Source organism: Streptomyces sp. NBC_00461, assembly GCF_036013935.1.
GTDB lineage: Bacteria > Actinomycetota > Actinomycetes > Streptomycetales > Streptomycetaceae > Streptomyces.
The window spans coordinates 4,676,543-4,691,292 of sequence record NZ_CP107902.1; the positions used below are offsets into that span (position 1 = coordinate 4,676,543).

Below are 14,750 nucleotides of genomic sequence, written 5' to 3' on the forward strand. Positions count from 1 at the left end.
TCTGATGCGGGATCCGATGTCCGTCCTCACCGACGCCTTCACGGGCTTCCTCTTCGGAAAGGTCGAGACGACCCGACTGCCGGTGCGCACGTCCACGGGCCAGGCCCAGGCGGTCTACCTCCCGACCGCCGCCCCCGGCCTCGGCGACTCGGGCGTCATCATCGGCCGCGAGGTCTACTCCGGCAAGGGCTACATCTACGACCCCTTCCAGCTCTACGGCCAGCAGCTGCCCGCCCCGCACTGGCTGGTCCTCGGCGAGTCCGGCAACGGCAAGTCGGCCCTGGAGAAGACGTACGTCCTACGCCAGCTGCGCTTCCGCGACCGCCAGGTCGTCGTCCTCGACGCCCAGGGCGAGGACGGCGCCGGCGAATGGAACCTGATCGCACAGGAGTTGGGGATCACCCCCATCCGTCTGGACCCGACGGCGGCCCTGGACCACGGGATCCGGTTGAACCCGCTGGATCCGGCAATCACGACCACCGGTCAGCTGGCCCTCCTGCGCACCATCATCGAGGTGGCGATGGGCCACGGCCTCGACGAGCGCTCGGGCTTCGCGCTGAAGGTCGCGCACGCCTACGTCAACGAGACGATCGTCGAACGCCAGCCGGTCCTCACCGACATCGTCGAGCAGCTACGGCACCCCGAACCGGAGTCGGCCGAGGCGATGAACGTCGCCATAGACGACGTACGGGCGTGGGGCCTGGACGTGGCACTGGTCCTGGACCGCCTGGTCGACGGTGACCTGCGCGGCATGTTCGACGGCCCGACCACGGTCGGCATCGACCTGGACGCATCCCTCACCGTGTTCGATTTGTCCCACATCGACCGCAACTCCATCGCCATGCCGATCCTGATGGCGATCGTCGGTGTATGGCTGGAACACACCTGGATCCGCCCCGACCGGAAGAAGCGCATCTTCCTCGTCGAGGAGGCCTGGCACATCATCAACAGCCCCTTCGTGGCACAGCTGTTCCAGCGACTGCTGAAGTTCGGCCGACGACTGGGCCTGTCCTTCGTCGCGGTCGTCCACCACCTGTCCGACGTGGTGGACGGTGCGGCGGCGAAGGAGGCGGCGGCGATCCTGAAGATGGCGTCGACGCGGACCATCTACGCCCAGAAGGCGGACGAGGCGAGGGCCACGGGACGCGTCCTGGGCCTGCCGCGCTGGGCCGTGGAGATCATCCCCACGCTCACCCCCGGCATCGCGGTGTGGGACGTCAACGGCAATGTCCAGGTCGTCAAACACCTCATCACCGAGACGGAACGCCCACTGGTCTTCACCGACCGCGCCATGACGGAGTCGTCCGCCGAGCGCGACCTGACCGTCGACGCCCTGCGCGCCGCCGAGTTGGAGGCGGAGGAGCGCGCGGCCGCCTTCGTGGAACAGCACCTGAGCGACTTCGAGGGACCGTCCGAGTCGACGGTGGCGTAGCGGGAGGCTGGACGTGGTGAGACCGGACGACCACAGGCGGGAAGGCAGGGAGGGCCGGGGCGGCATCCCGGACGGGCTCCTGATCGGCATACTCGCCTTCCTGCTCGGCATGACCCTGCTCGTGTGGTCGGCCACGGGTCTCGCCGGCTGGTTCGCCCGGGACGGCTGGCCGGACGGCGTCACCTTCACCCGCACACCCCTCGCCATGCGCCACCTCATCGGCGAACCGCACGACATCCCCGGCGCCTGGCCCGAGACACCCCGGGCCCAACTCTCCGGATACGGGCTGTTCTGGGGCCTGTTCATCGGCCAGCTGATGGTGCTGTTCGTCCTGACCGTGTTCTCGATGGGAACGTTCGTACGCTGGCGAGCCGTCCGGCAGAAGCGCCGAGCCGCACAGGCCGTCGCGTTCGAGGCGCCCAGGCCCGCGACGAGCCCGGCACCCGAGCCGATGCCGAGCCACCACGAGGTCCCGACCCCGAGAACAGCACCGCCGGCACCACTGGCACCAGAACCGGCCGGACTCCACCAGGAAGCGGCACTCACGCCCGAGCCCGCCACCTCGCCGTTCGCCGGCGAAACGGTCATGGTGGGGGGACAGGAAAAAATCCTCGTGGCCCCGCGCGAGAGCCGCCAGGCCACCGCGACCCAGGCCGTACGGGACGCAGAGGGCCCGGCCCTCGTCATCACCTCGAACCCGGCGGTCTGGACGGACACAAAGGACGCCCGATCAAAACTGGGCCCCGTCCTCCTCTACGACCCCGCCCACCTCTGCGACACCCCGGCCCGCCTCCACTGGTCCCCCACCGCCGGCTGCGAGGACAAGCAGACGGCAACAGCGAGAGCCGCCGCGCTCCTTGCCCCGGTCCGCCCGACGGCCAAGCTCGACCAGGCGCTGTCGGAGACAGCCGAAACGCTCCTGCGCAGCTATCTGCACGCCGCCGCGGTCGACGGCCGCACCACCCGCCACGTCCACCGCTGGTCCCAGGGCTCCCAGGTCCAGGACGCGGTCCGCATCCTCCGTACGAATCCCAAGGCGGCCCCGGGCTCCGCGGGCGAACTCGAGGCCGCGCTCACCGCGCATCCCGAACGCCGCGACATGGCACAGGAGTTGACCAGCCGAGCCCTCTCCGCCCTCTTCACCGTCAACATCCGCGAGGCCTGCACTCCCAACCGAACAGATGCCCTCGCCTTGGATTCCTTCGTCCACGAAGGGGGCACGCTTTATGTGGTGGGTGAATCCATCGAGGACCCCAGAACCAACCCAGGCGCGATGCCCCTTCTGACGGCACTCGTCTCAAGCGTGGTCGAGCGCGGCCGGCACATGGCCGAACGGTCATCCTCCGGTCGCCTCGACCCACCACTGACGCTCGTCCTCGACGACGTCGCAGCCGTGGCTCCACTTCCCCAGCTCCCGGAGCTACTGGCCACCGGAACGGAGCGGGGGCTGCCGACGCTGGCCCTGCTCCGCTCCCGGGAACAGGGCCGCGCCCGCTGGCCGCACGACGAACTGCCGGTGTAGCGCCTCAGCTTGCGTCGCGTTCGAGCACGAACTCCAGCTCCAGCTCACCGGCGCTCTTCGCCAGCGGCACGGTCCGCCCGCTGGGCAGGAACCCCGCCCTGCGGTAGAAGGCCTGAGCCCGCCCGTTCTCCTCGTGCACGATCAACCGCACCAGCTCGACTCCACGCGCCCACGCCCACTCAAGTCCGGCGTCGAAGAGCACCTCGGTCAGACCGATCCCCCGGAGCTCGGGCCGTATGAACACCCCGACGACATGCCCCTGACTCCGCTCGACAGGAAAGCCGGCCCAGTCCGTCGCCCCGGGCTCCTCGATCAGCACGGTCAGTGTCCCCACCCACTCACCGTCCGGCCCCTCGGCAATGAACTGCTGCGCACCCAAGGCACCCTCGGCACCGCCGGCCGTACGATCCCGCCAGAAGGAATCGGGGTGAGCCAGCGCCTCCTCGTAGGTCTCCAGGAAGGCGAGATGCGCGACCGGATCCTGCAACGCGACAAGCCGCAGTGCCTTCGCCTCAACCCACTCATCGGTACGTACGGGACGGATCTTGTAGTTCATGTCAGACACGGTAACCGAACGCAGAAAACCCCCGGACCGGTATCCCCGGCCGGGGGTTTTCTTAAAAATTGTTCGGCGGCGTCCTACTCTCCCACAGGGTCCCCCCTGCAGTACCATCGGCGCTGTAAGGCTTAGCTTCCGGGTTCGGAATGTAACCGGGCGTTTCCCTCACGCTATAACCACCGAAACACTATGAAACTGTTCAGCCGCACCGTTGTCGTGGCCCGACAACGGGGCTGTTCGTGGTTTCAGAACCAACACAGTGGACGCGAGCAACTGAGGACAAGCCCTCGGCCTATTAGTACCGGTCACCTCCACCCATTACTGGGCTTCCAGATCCGGCCTATCAACCCAGTCGTCTACTGGGAGCCTTACCCCATCAAGTGGGTGGGAATACTCATCTCGAAGCAGGCTTCCCGCTTAGATGCTTTCAGCGGTTATCCCTCCCGAACGTAGCCAACCAGCCATGCCCTTGGCAGAACAACTGGCACACCAGAGGTTCGTCCGTCCCGGTCCTCTCGTACTAGGGACAGCCCTTCTCAATATTCCTGCGCGCGCAGCGGATAGGGACCGAACTGTCTCACGACGTTCTAAACCCAGCTCGCGTACCGCTTTAATGGGCGAACAGCCCAACCCTTGGGACCGACTCCAGCCCCAGGATGCGACGAGCCGACATCGAGGTGCCAAACCATCCCGTCGATATGGACTCTTGGGGAAGATCAGCCTGTTATCCCCGGGGTACCTTTTATCCGTTGAGCGACGGCGCTTCCACAAGCCACCGCCGGATCACTAGTCCCGACTTTCGTCCCTGCTCGACCCGTCGGTCTCACAGTCAAGCTCCCTTGTGCACTTACACTCAACACCTGATTGCCAACCAGGCTGAGGGAACCTTTGGGCGCCTCCGTTACTCTTTAGGAGGCAACCGCCCCAGTTAAACTACCCATCAGACACTGTCCCTGATCCGGATCACGGACCCAGGTTAGACATCCAGCACGACCAGACTGGTATTTCAACGACGACTCCCCCTGAACTGGCGTCCAGAGTTCACAGTCTCCCAGCTATCCTACACAAGCCGAACCGAACACCAATATCAAACTGTAGTAAAGGTCCCGGGGTCTTTCCGTCCTGCTGCGCGAAACGAGCATCTTTACTCGTAGTGCAATTTCACCGGGCCTATGGTTGAGACAGTCGAGAAGTCGTTACGCCATTCGTGCAGGTCGGAACTTACCCGACAAGGAATTTCGCTACCTTAGGATGGTTATAGTTACCACCGCCGTTTACTGGCGCTTAAGTTCTCAGCTTCGCACGCCCGAAAGCGCACTAACCGGTCCCCTTAACGTTCCAGCACCGGGCAGGCGTCAGTCCGTATACATCGCCTTACGGCTTCGCACGGACCTGTGTTTTTAGTAAACAGTCGCTTCTCGCTGGTCTCTGCGGCCACCCCCAGCTCATGGAGAAAATCCAATCACCGGTGATGGCCCCCCTTCTCCCGAAGTTACGGGGGCATTTTGCCGAGTTCCTTAACCATAGTTCACCCGAACGCCTCGGTATTCTCTACCTGACCACCTGAGTCGGTTTAGGGTACGGGCCGCCATGAAACTCGCTAGAGGCTTTTCTCGACAGCATAGGATCATCCACTTCACCACAATCGGCTCGGCATCAGGTCTCACCCACATGCCATCCGGATTTACCTGGATGACGGGCTACACCCTTACCCCGGGACAACCACCGCCCGGGCTGGACTACCTTCCTGCGTCACCCCATCACTCACCTACTACAAGTCTGGTCCGTCGGCTCCACCACTTTCCATTCCCCGAAGGGTCCGGAACGGCTTCACGGACTTAGCATCGCCTGATTCAATGTTTGACGCTTCACAGCGGGTACCGGAATATCAACCGGTTATCCATCGACTACGCCTGTCGGCCTCGCCTTAGGTCCCGACTTACCCTGGGCAGATCAGCTTGACCCAGGAACCCTTAGTCAATCGGCGCACACGTTTCTCACGTGTGTATCGCTACTCATGCCTGCATTCTCACTCGTGAACCGTCCACCACTGCCTTCCGGCGCGGCTTCACCCGGCACACGACGCTCCCCTACCCATCCATGCGGGCGTTGGCCCTATAGCATGAATGACACGACTTCGGCGGTACGCTTGAGCCCCGCTACATTGTCGGCGCGGAATCACTAGACCAGTGAGCTATTACGCACTCTTTCAAGGGTGGCTGCTTCTAAGCCAACCTCCTGGTTGTCTGTGCGACTCCACATCCTTTCCCACTTAGCGTACGCTTAGGGGCCTTAGTCGATGCTCTGGGCTGTTTCCCTCTCGACCATGGAGCTTATCCCCCACAGTCTCACTGCCGCGCTCTCACTTACCGGCATTCGGAGTTTGGCTAAGGTCAGTAACCCGGTAGGGCCCATCGCCTATCCAGTGCTCTACCTCCGGCAAGAAACACACGACGCTGCACCTAAATGCATTTCGGGGAGAACCAGCTATCACGGAGTTTGATTGGCCTTTCACCCCTAACCACAGGTCATCCCCCAGGTTTTCAACCCTGGTGGGTTCGGTCCTCCACGAAGTCTTACCTCCGCTTCAACCTGCCCATGGCTAGATCACTCCGCTTCGGGTCTTGAGCGCGCTACTATACCGCCCTATTCGGACTCGCTTTCGCTACGGCTTCCCCACTCGGGTTAACCTCGCAACACACCGCAAACTCGCAGGCTCATTCTTCAAAAGGCACGCAGTCACGAGAATGTGCAAGCACATTCCGACGCTCCCACGGCTTGTAGGCACACGGTTTCAGGTACTATTTCACTCCGCTCCCGCGGTACTTTTCACCATTCCCTCACGGTACTATCCGCTATCGGTCACCAGGGAATATTTAGGCTTAGCGGGTGGTCCCGCCAGATTCACACGGGATTTCTCGGGCCCCGTGCTACTTGGGTGTCTCTCAAACGAGCCGCTGATGTTTCGACTACGGGGGTCTTACCCTCTACGCCGGACCTTTCGCATGTCCTTCGCCTACATCAACGGTTTCTGACTCGTCTCACGGCCGGCAGACCGTAAAAGAGAGATCCCACAACCCCGTATACGCAACCCCTGCCGGGTCTCACACGCATACGGTTTGGCCTCATCCGGTTTCGCTCGCCACTACTCCCGGAATCACGGTTGTTTTCTCTTCCTGCGGGTACTGAGATGTTTCACTTCCCCGCGTTCCCTCCACTTGCCCTATGTGTTCAGGCAAGGGTGACAGCCCATGACGACTGCCGGGTTTCCCCATTCGGACACCCCCGGATCAAAGCCTGGTTGACGACTCCCCGGGGCCTATCGTGGCCTCCCACGTCCTTCATCGGTTCCTGGTGCCAAGGCATCCACCGTGCGCCCTTAAAAACTTGGCCACAGATGCTCGCGTCCACTGTGCAGTTCTCAAACAACGACCAGCCACCCATCACCCCGAACCTAAGTCCGAGTGCACTGGGGCCGGCATCAGAAGAACGAGCAACGCTCGCACCCTCAGACACCCAACAGCGTGCCCGACACCCCCGCCACTCATGATCAGCTTTCCACGCCCCGAAGAGCAGTACTCACAGCCTGAGATGACCGAAGATGCCGAATAATCAACGTTCCACCCATGAGCAACCACCGTCGAACGTGTGCCGACGTAATGGCCCTGGACCACCAGGCACGCCTGGCGGTCTAGATGCTCCTTAGAAAGGAGGTGATCCAGCCGCACCTTCCGGTACGGCTACCTTGTTACGACTTCGTCCCAATCGCCAGTCCCACCTTCGACAGCTCCCTCCCACAAGGGGTTGGGCCACCGGCTTCGGGTGTTACCGACTTTCGTGACGTGACGGGCGGTGTGTACAAGGCCCGGGAACGTATTCACCGCAGCAATGCTGATCTGCGATTACTAGCAACTCCGACTTCATGGGGTCGAGTTGCAGACCCCAATCCGAACTGAGACCGGCTTTTTGAGATTCGCTCCACCTCACGGTATCGCAGCTCATTGTACCGGCCATTGTAGCACGTGTGCAGCCCAAGACATAAGGGGCATGATGACTTGACGTCGTCCCCACCTTCCTCCGAGTTGACCCCGGCGGTCTCCTGTGAGTCCCCATCACCCCGAAGGGCATGCTGGCAACACAGGACAAGGGTTGCGCTCGTTGCGGGACTTAACCCAACATCTCACGACACGAGCTGACGACAGCCATGCACCACCTGTACACCGACCACAAGGGGGGCACCATCTCTGATGCTTTCCGGCGTATGTCAAGCCTTGGTAAGGTTCTTCGCGTTGCGTCGAATTAAGCCACATGCTCCGCTGCTTGTGCGGGCCCCCGTCAATTCCTTTGAGTTTTAGCCTTGCGGCCGTACTCCCCAGGCGGGGAACTTAATGCGTTAGCTGCGGCACCGACGACGTGGAATGTCGCCAACACCTAGTTCCCACCGTTTACGGCGTGGACTACCAGGGTATCTAATCCTGTTCGCTCCCCACGCTTTCGCTCCTCAGCGTCAGTAATGGCCCAGAGATCCGCCTTCGCCACCGGTGTTCCTCCTGATATCTGCGCATTTCACCGCTACACCAGGAATTCCGATCTCCCCTACCACACTCTAGCTAGCCCGTATCGAATGCAGACCCGGGGTTAAGCCCCGGGCTTTCACACCCGACGTGACAAGCCGCCTACGAGCTCTTTACGCCCAATAATTCCGGACAACGCTTGCGCCCTACGTATTACCGCGGCTGCTGGCACGTAGTTAGCCGGCGCTTCTTCTGCAGGTACCGTCACTTTCGCTTCTTCCCTGCTGAAAGAGGTTTACAACCCGAAGGCCGTCATCCCTCACGCGGCGTCGCTGCATCAGGCTTGCGCCCATTGTGCAATATTCCCCACTGCTGCCTCCCGTAGGAGTCTGGGCCGTGTCTCAGTCCCAGTGTGGCCGGTCGCCCTCTCAGGCCGGCTACCCGTCGTCGCCTTGGTGAGCCATTACCTCACCAACAAGCTGATAGGCCGCGGGCTCATCCTTCACCGCCGGAGCTTTCAACCACCACCCATGCGAGTGGCAGTGATATCCGGTATTAGACCCCGTTTCCAGGGCTTGTCCCAGAGTGAAGGGCAGATTGCCCACGTGTTACTCACCCGTTCGCCACTAATCCACCCCGAAGGGCTTCATCGTTCGACTTGCATGTGTTAAGCACGCCGCCAGCGTTCGTCCTGAGCCAGGATCAAACTCTCCGTGAATGTTGTCCCGTAATCGGGATGACACCACGAGAGCGGAACAGCCGGGCGGAATAAGCCCAGCCGTTCACAGCGTCCTCGCTGTGTTTTACTTCAAAGGAACCTCGACCACCGGATGATTCCGGCAGACGGGGTATCAACATATCTGGCGTTGATTTTTGGCACGCTGTTGAGTTCTCAAGGAACGGACGCTTCCTTTGTACTCACCCTCTCGGGCTTTCCTCCGGGCGCTTCCCTTCGGTCTTGCGTTTCCGACTCTATCAGACCGTTTCCCGATCCGATTTCCTCGGTGCTTTCCAGGTTTCCGCTTTCGCGTTTCCCTTTCCGGCGGTTCCGACTCTATCAGATCCTTTCGGGCCTGACTCCCAGTCAGCGGGCTTGTCCTCGCGGCCGTTGGGCCGTTCCGACGTCTCAAACCTTAGCGGATTCCTTGGGCAGTTCCTAATCGGGCTGCCCGCCCCAAAGTGAATTGAATTTCGGCATGCCGAAATCAATCCCGTTGGGAGGTTGTGCTGATGGTTTGAGGTGCCGCTCGTGCGGCGGAGGTGCTGTCGCAGAACCGTTACGGCCCCGCGGCAACCCGGAGAACACTACGCATCCCCCAGGGGGCTGTCAACTGCCCCCTGTCAAGATCTTTTCTCTTCGCCTCAGTCCAGGTCGGTGAGGCGTCCGCCCGCGTCCGGCTGGGCGTGCTCCACCCTGCGCAGGAGGCGGGTGAGGACCTCGCCGAGGGCGGTGCGCTCCTCCAGGGACAGGTCCTGGAGGAGGTCCTCCTCGAAGACCGTGGCGAGGCGCATGGCCTCGAGCCACTTCTCGCGGCCCTCCGCGGTCAGCTCCACGATCACACGGACGCGATTGGACTCGTCGCGCTCCCGGGTCGCCAGGCCCTCGGCGACCATGCGGTCGATGCGGTGGGTCATCGCGGCCGGCGTCAGCCCGAGGCGCTTGGCGAGGTCGCTTGGGCCCAGGCGGTAGGGGGCGCCGGAGAGGACGAGGGCCTTGAGGACCTCCCACTCGGCGTTGCTGATGCCGAGGGCGGCGGTCTGGCGGCCGTAGGCGACGTTCATACGGCGGTTCAGCCGGGAGAGCGCCGAGACGATCTTCTCGACCTGGGGGTCGAGGTCCCGGAACTCGCGCTGGTACGCAGCGATCTGCTCTTCGAGGGTCGGCTCCGCGACGCCGGGGGTCTGGGCCATGTGCGCAGTATCGCACGGGGTTCGTTGGCATTGAAGTACTTCTGGATGTACTGTTTAGCTTCGAACTTTAGCTTTGAAGTCTTCGGTGCTAAGTACTGAGGTACTCCAACTATCTGAGAGAGGTGAACGTGACCAGGGCGATGGGCGCAGCGATGCGCCGGATCCACGTGGGTAACGCACTCAGCGCGTTCGGGCTCGGCTTCACGGTCCCGTACCTGTACGTCTATGTGGCGCAGGTGCGAGGGCTGGGGGCCATGACGGCGGGGCTCGTCCTCGCCGTCTTCGCCGTGGCCGCGTTGATCGTGCTGCCGTTCGCCGGGCGGGCCATCGTCCGGCGCGGTCCGCTGCCGGTCCTGCTCGCCGCCCTGGTCACCGCCGCGCTGGGAGCGCTGAGCCTGGGGCTGGCGAGCAGCGCGACGACCGTGCTGCTGTCGGCGGCGGCCCTCGGGGCCGGGCAGGCCGTGATGCAGCCGGCACTGGCGACGATGATCGTGGACTGCTCCACGGCCGACACGCGCTCGCGTGCCTTCGCCACGCAGTTCTTCCTGCAGAACCTCGGGCTGGGTGTCGGCGGGCTCATCGGTGGTCATCTGGTCGACACCTCGCGCGTCTCCTCCTTCACTCTGCTGTTCGCGATCGAGGCGGCGATGTTCCTACTGCTGGCGGTCGTGATGACGACGGTGCGCATGCCGCACTCCCCGCGGATCGAGGACGCACCTGCGGGCTCGGGACGGGGCAGCTGGAAGCAGCTGCTCGGCAATCGGGCCATGGTGCAGCTGTGTGTGCTGGGCTTCGTGCTGTTCTTCGCCTGCTACGGACAGTTCGAGTCGGGGCTGAGTGCGTACGGCGTCGAGGCCGCCGGGATCTCGACGTCCGCACTGGGCACGGCGCTGGCCGCCAACACCCTGATGATCGTCGTCGCGCAGTTCGCCGTGCTGAAGTTCGTCGAGCGGCGTCGGCGGTCTCGTGTGATCGCGGCCGTGGGGCTGATCTGGGCCGTCGCGTGGGTCGTGGCGGGATACGCCGGACTCGGGCACGGCAGCCAGGAGATGGCGACGGCTGCGTTCGTGTCGACGTACGCCCTGTTCGGGCTCGGTGAGGCGATGCTGTCGCCGACCGTCGCTCCGCTGGTCGCCGATCTCGCGCCGAGCGGGATGGCCGGGCAGTACAACTCCGCCTTCGCCCTGGTGAAGCAGCTCGCGCTGGCCGTCGGGCCGGCGGTCGGTGGGCCGATGGGGGCCTCGCTGCAGGCTCCGTACATCGTGACGTTCCTGCTGTTCTCGCTGGGAATCACCTACCTCGCCGTACGGCTGGGTCGGCAGCTCACCGCCGTACAGGATCGGCCGTGGCTGGGCAGGAGCCGGGTGGTTGCGCGGGGTGGGGCGTCTGCGGAGACGGTGGTCGCGGAGGCGTAGGGCCGGTCAGGTCTTCGGGAGGACGAACTCGCACCAGACCGCCTTTCCGCCGCCCGGTGTGCGGCGGGAGCCCCAGTTGGAGGCGATCGTCGCGACGATCGCGATGCCTCTGCCGGATTCGTCGGCGGGTTCCGCGCGGCGGCGGCGGGGGAGGTGGTCGTCGCCGTCGGTGACCTCGATGATCAGGCGGCGGTCGGTGCGGCGCAGGCGCAGGCGCATGGGCGGGGTGCCGTGCTGGAGGGAGTTGGCGACGAGTTCGCTGGCGGCGAGGACCCCGAGGTCGTGCAGGTCTGCCGGGAACCGCCAGCTCGTCAGGACGCCCGAGGCGAACGCACGCGCGCGGGGGGCCGCTTCGATGCCGCCGAGGAGTTCCAGGGCCGCGTTGCGGAACAGGTCGCTGTCCGGGCCGGTGCGGGCCGGGTGCTGGAGGACGAGGACGGCGACGTCGTCGTCGTGGTCCGCCGTGACGCCCGCCGAGCGGACCAGGCGGTCGCAGACGACCTGGGGCGTGCCGGTCGCGCCGGACAGGGCTCGGGCCAGGGACGCGATGCCCTCGTCCAGGTCCTCGTTCCTGCGTTCCACCAGGCCGTCCGTGTAGAGCACCGCCGTGGAGCCGGGGCTCAGGGGGATCGAGCCCGATGTGTGCATCCAGCCGCCGGTGCCGAGCGGCGGGCCGGTCGGTTCGTCCGCGCGCTGGACCGCTCCGCTCTCGTCCCGGACGAGGATCGGGAGGTGGCCGGCGGAGGCGTACACGAGGCGGCCCTCGTTCGGGTCGTGGATGGCGTACACGCACGTGGCGATCTGGTTGGCGTCGATCTCGATGGCCAGGCCGTCGAGGAGCTGGAGGACCTCGTGCGGGGGGAGGTCGAGGCGGGCGTAGGCGCGGACCGCCGTGCGGAGCTGGCCCATGACGGCGGCGGCCCGGACGCCCCTGCCCATGACGTCGCCGATGACCAGGGCCGTGCGGCCGCCGCCGAGGGTGATGACGTCGTACCAGTCGCCGCCGACCGCCGCTTCCGTGCCACCGGGCTGGTAGGTGGCGGCGATGCGCAGGTCGTCGGGTTCCTCCAGCTCCTGAGGGAGCAGCGAACGCTGGAGCGTGACCGCCGTTTCGCGCTGCTGGCGCTCGCTGGCGCGGAGGCGTTCGGCGGCTTCGGCGTGGTCGGTGACGTCCGTCGCGAAGACGAGCACGCCCGCGTGGTCGCCCTCGGTGACCGGGGTGCAGGTGAACGTGTAGGAGCGGCCGTCGGAGGCCTTGCGGGACTTGAGGGTGCGGGGCTTGCGGCTGCGCAGGACCTGGTCGAGGAGCGGGAGCAGGCCCAGTTCGTCGAGTTCCGGGAGGGCCTCGCGGGTGGGTTCGCCGAGCGGGCGCAGGCCGAAGGCGCTCACATAGGCGTCGTTGACGTAGGCGACGCGGTGGTCCGGGCCGTGGACCAGGGCCACGAGAGCCGGGACGCGGTCGAGGACCTCGCGGACGGGGAGTGCGTCGACGGCGGGTACGGGTGTGGGCTCGTCGGTGAGCTGTTCGGCGCGGGCCGCGGGGACGGAGCTCGCGGTCTCGGCCTGCCGGTCGGGGGCGGCCGTGTGATCGGTCCGCGCTGCGGCGCGGCGCTGCGTTCCGGGGAGCCGGGCGCTCCAGCGCGTGAAGTTCACGAATCCTTGCCTCGTGTCGTCGTCTTCGGCGTCTTCGGCCGACTCCGGCCCCGGCCGGAAGGCTGGGGCGTGATGCCCCCGGGATGCAGCACGGTGGGGAGAGCCTCTTGGGTTCGAGGAGCGAGCTTCTGCTCGCCCTGGGGGCGGGGATCAGTTAGGCAGTGTGGCCTACCGGGGCGACATCCGTCAGACGCCTACCCGGTCGGTGGAGTTCCTCGGTCCGGTCAGGACGACCCCTTCGGGTCGTTCATCGGGTCGGTAGGAGGCTTTCCACCGGCCGCGAGTTCGAACTCCGCCCGGGGATGTTCGAGCGAACCGAGTGAGACGATCTCCCGCTTGAAGAGGCCCGACAGCGTCCATTCGGCCAGGACACGGGCCTTGCGGTTGAAGGTGGGCACCCTGCTGAGGTGGTAGACGCGGTGCATGAACCAGGCAGGGTAGCCCTTCAACTTGCGCCCGTAGACGTGGGCGACGCCCTTGTGCAGGCCGAGGGAGGCGACCGAGCCGACGTATTTGTGGGAGTACGTCTCCAGGGGCTCGTCGAGCAGGGCGTGGGCGATGTTGTCGGCGAGGAGCTTGGCCTGACGGACGGCGTGCTGGGCGTTCGGGGCGGTCTCCGTGCCGGGTTCGTCGGCGGTGACGTCGGGGACGGCTGCCGCGTCTCCTGCCGCCCACGCGTGCGTGGCGCCGTCGATCGTCAGCTGGGGGGTGCACTTCAGCCGGCCTCGCCCGGTGAGCGGGAGGTCGGTGGCGGCGAGGAGCGGGCTGGGTTTCACGCCGGCCGTCCAGACGACCGTGCGGGTCGGGAAGCGAGCGCCGTCGCTGAGGACGGCGACCCGGTCCACGCAGGAGTCGAGGCGGGTGTGCAGGCGTACGTCGATGTTGCGGCGGCGCAGTTCGGTGACCGTGTAGCGGCCCATCTCCTCGCCGACCTCGGGCAGGACGCGGTCCGAGGCCTCCACGAGGATCCACTTCATGTCCTCGGGCCGGACGTTGTGGTAGTAGCGCGTGGCGTAGCGGGCCATGTCCTCGAGTTCACCGAGCGCCTCGACCCCGGCGAATCCGCCGCCGACGAAGACGAAGGTGAGCGCCGCGTCGCGGATCGCGGGGTCGCGGGTGGAGGAGGCGATGTCCATCTGCTCGATGACGTGGTTGCGCAGGCCGATGGCCTCCTCGACCGACTTGAAACCGATGCCGTGGTCGGCGAGACCGGGGATCGGGAGGGTGCGCGAGATCGAGCCGGGGGCCAGGACGAGTTCGTCGTACGTCAGCTGCTCCGGCCCCGCTCCCTCTTCCTCGGTGGCGAGGGTGGTGAGGACGGCGGTGCGCTTGGCGTGGTCGATCGACCGGACCTCGCCGATGACGACATGGCACTGATCGAGGACGCGGCGCAGCGGTACGACGACATGGCGGGGCGAAATGGCGCCGGCCGCCGCTTCGGGAAGGAATGGCTGATAGGTCATGTACGGGTCGGGAGTGACGACTGTGATCTCGACCTGGCCCCGTCTGAGTTCCTGTTTCAGCGTCCGCTGCAGGCGCAGGGCCGTGTACATCCCGACGTAGCCGCCGCCGACAACGAGAATGCGCGCACGTTCCTTCACCATCCCATGACGCACCCAGCGCTGGAGTTTGTCCACAGCCCCGACAATTTGTGTGACCGCGTGCCCAGGACGCCCAGGCTTGGCCGAATTGCCCGAGTGCTCGGAAGGATTGCAGGTCAGCGGGTGTGTGCCCGGTGACCTTG

7 protein-coding genes and 3 rRNA genes are annotated in these 14,750 nt (G+C 65.1%); 3 read left to right on the top strand and 7 right to left on the bottom strand.

Features of this window, described 5'->3' with window-relative positions:
• Positions 1 to 4 precede the first annotated feature (4 nt).
• Together OG870_RS21900 and OG870_RS21905 are read left to right on the top strand one after the other, a co-directional pair.
• Positions 5 to 1,432 carry an ATP-binding protein gene (locus OG870_RS21900; RefSeq protein WP_266517077.1) on the top strand — a complete coding sequence of 476 codons (1,428 nt, stop codon included), beginning with the start codon at positions 5 to 7 and terminating at the stop codon, positions 1,430 to 1,432.
• A 16-nt stretch (positions 1,433 to 1,448) separates the two neighbouring features.
• Positions 1,449 to 2,954, top strand: coding sequence for a type IV secretory system conjugative DNA transfer family protein (locus OG870_RS21905; RefSeq protein ID WP_266588335.1), 1,506 nt, complete (start codon positions 1,449 to 1,451; stop codon positions 2,952 to 2,954).
• A 4-nt stretch (positions 2,955 to 2,958) separates the two neighbouring features.
• On the opposite strand, the gene OG870_RS21910 is transcribed toward OG870_RS21905, so the two are convergent.
• The 5 genes from OG870_RS21910 to OG870_RS21930 form a co-directional block, all read right to left on the bottom strand.
• On the bottom strand, positions 2,959 to 3,510 hold the full coding sequence (locus tag OG870_RS21910) for a GNAT family N-acetyltransferase (protein WP_266517079.1): 552 nt from the start codon (positions 3,508 to 3,510) through the stop codon (positions 2,959 to 2,961).
• A 70-nt stretch (positions 3,511 to 3,580) separates the two neighbouring features.
• Positions 3,581 to 3,697 (bottom strand): 5S ribosomal RNA (gene rrf / locus OG870_RS21915).
• A gap of 91 nt (positions 3,698 to 3,788) precedes the next feature.
• Positions 3,789 to 6,906 (bottom strand): 23S ribosomal RNA (locus tag OG870_RS21920).
• A 313-nt stretch (positions 6,907 to 7,219) separates the two neighbouring features.
• Positions 7,220 to 8,745, bottom strand: a 16S ribosomal RNA gene (locus OG870_RS21925).
• The 16S, 23S and 5S rRNA genes sit together here, the layout of an rRNA operon.
• 644 nt (positions 8,746 to 9,389) lie before the next feature.
• Positions 9,390 to 9,938 carry a MarR family winged helix-turn-helix transcriptional regulator gene (locus OG870_RS21930; protein WP_266517082.1) on the bottom strand — a complete coding sequence of 183 codons (549 nt, stop codon included), beginning with the start codon at positions 9,936 to 9,938 and terminating at the stop codon, positions 9,390 to 9,392.
• A 140-nt stretch (positions 9,939 to 10,078) separates the two neighbouring features.
• Here OG870_RS21930 and OG870_RS21935 point away from each other — a divergent pair, with 140 nt between their 5' ends.
• The gene (locus tag OG870_RS21935) at positions 10,079 to 11,353 is read left to right on the top strand and encodes an MFS transporter (protein WP_266520410.1); all 1,275 of its coding nucleotides are present in this window, start codon (positions 10,079 to 10,081) and stop codon (positions 11,351 to 11,353) included.
• A gap of 6 nt (positions 11,354 to 11,359) precedes the next feature.
• Here OG870_RS21935 and OG870_RS21940 read toward each other — a convergent pair whose 3' ends face one another.
• Complete coding sequence (locus tag OG870_RS21940) at positions 11,360 to 13,006, bottom strand: ATP-binding SpoIIE family protein phosphatase (protein WP_266583407.1); 1,647 nt, start codon at positions 13,004 to 13,006, stop codon at positions 11,360 to 11,362.
• A 224-nt stretch (positions 13,007 to 13,230) separates the two neighbouring features.
• Entirely contained in the window at positions 13,231 to 14,610 is a 1,380-nt protein-coding gene (locus OG870_RS21945) for an NAD(P)/FAD-dependent oxidoreductase (protein WP_266839638.1), read from the bottom strand.
• Between the last annotated feature and the right edge of the window lie 140 nt (positions 14,611 to 14,750).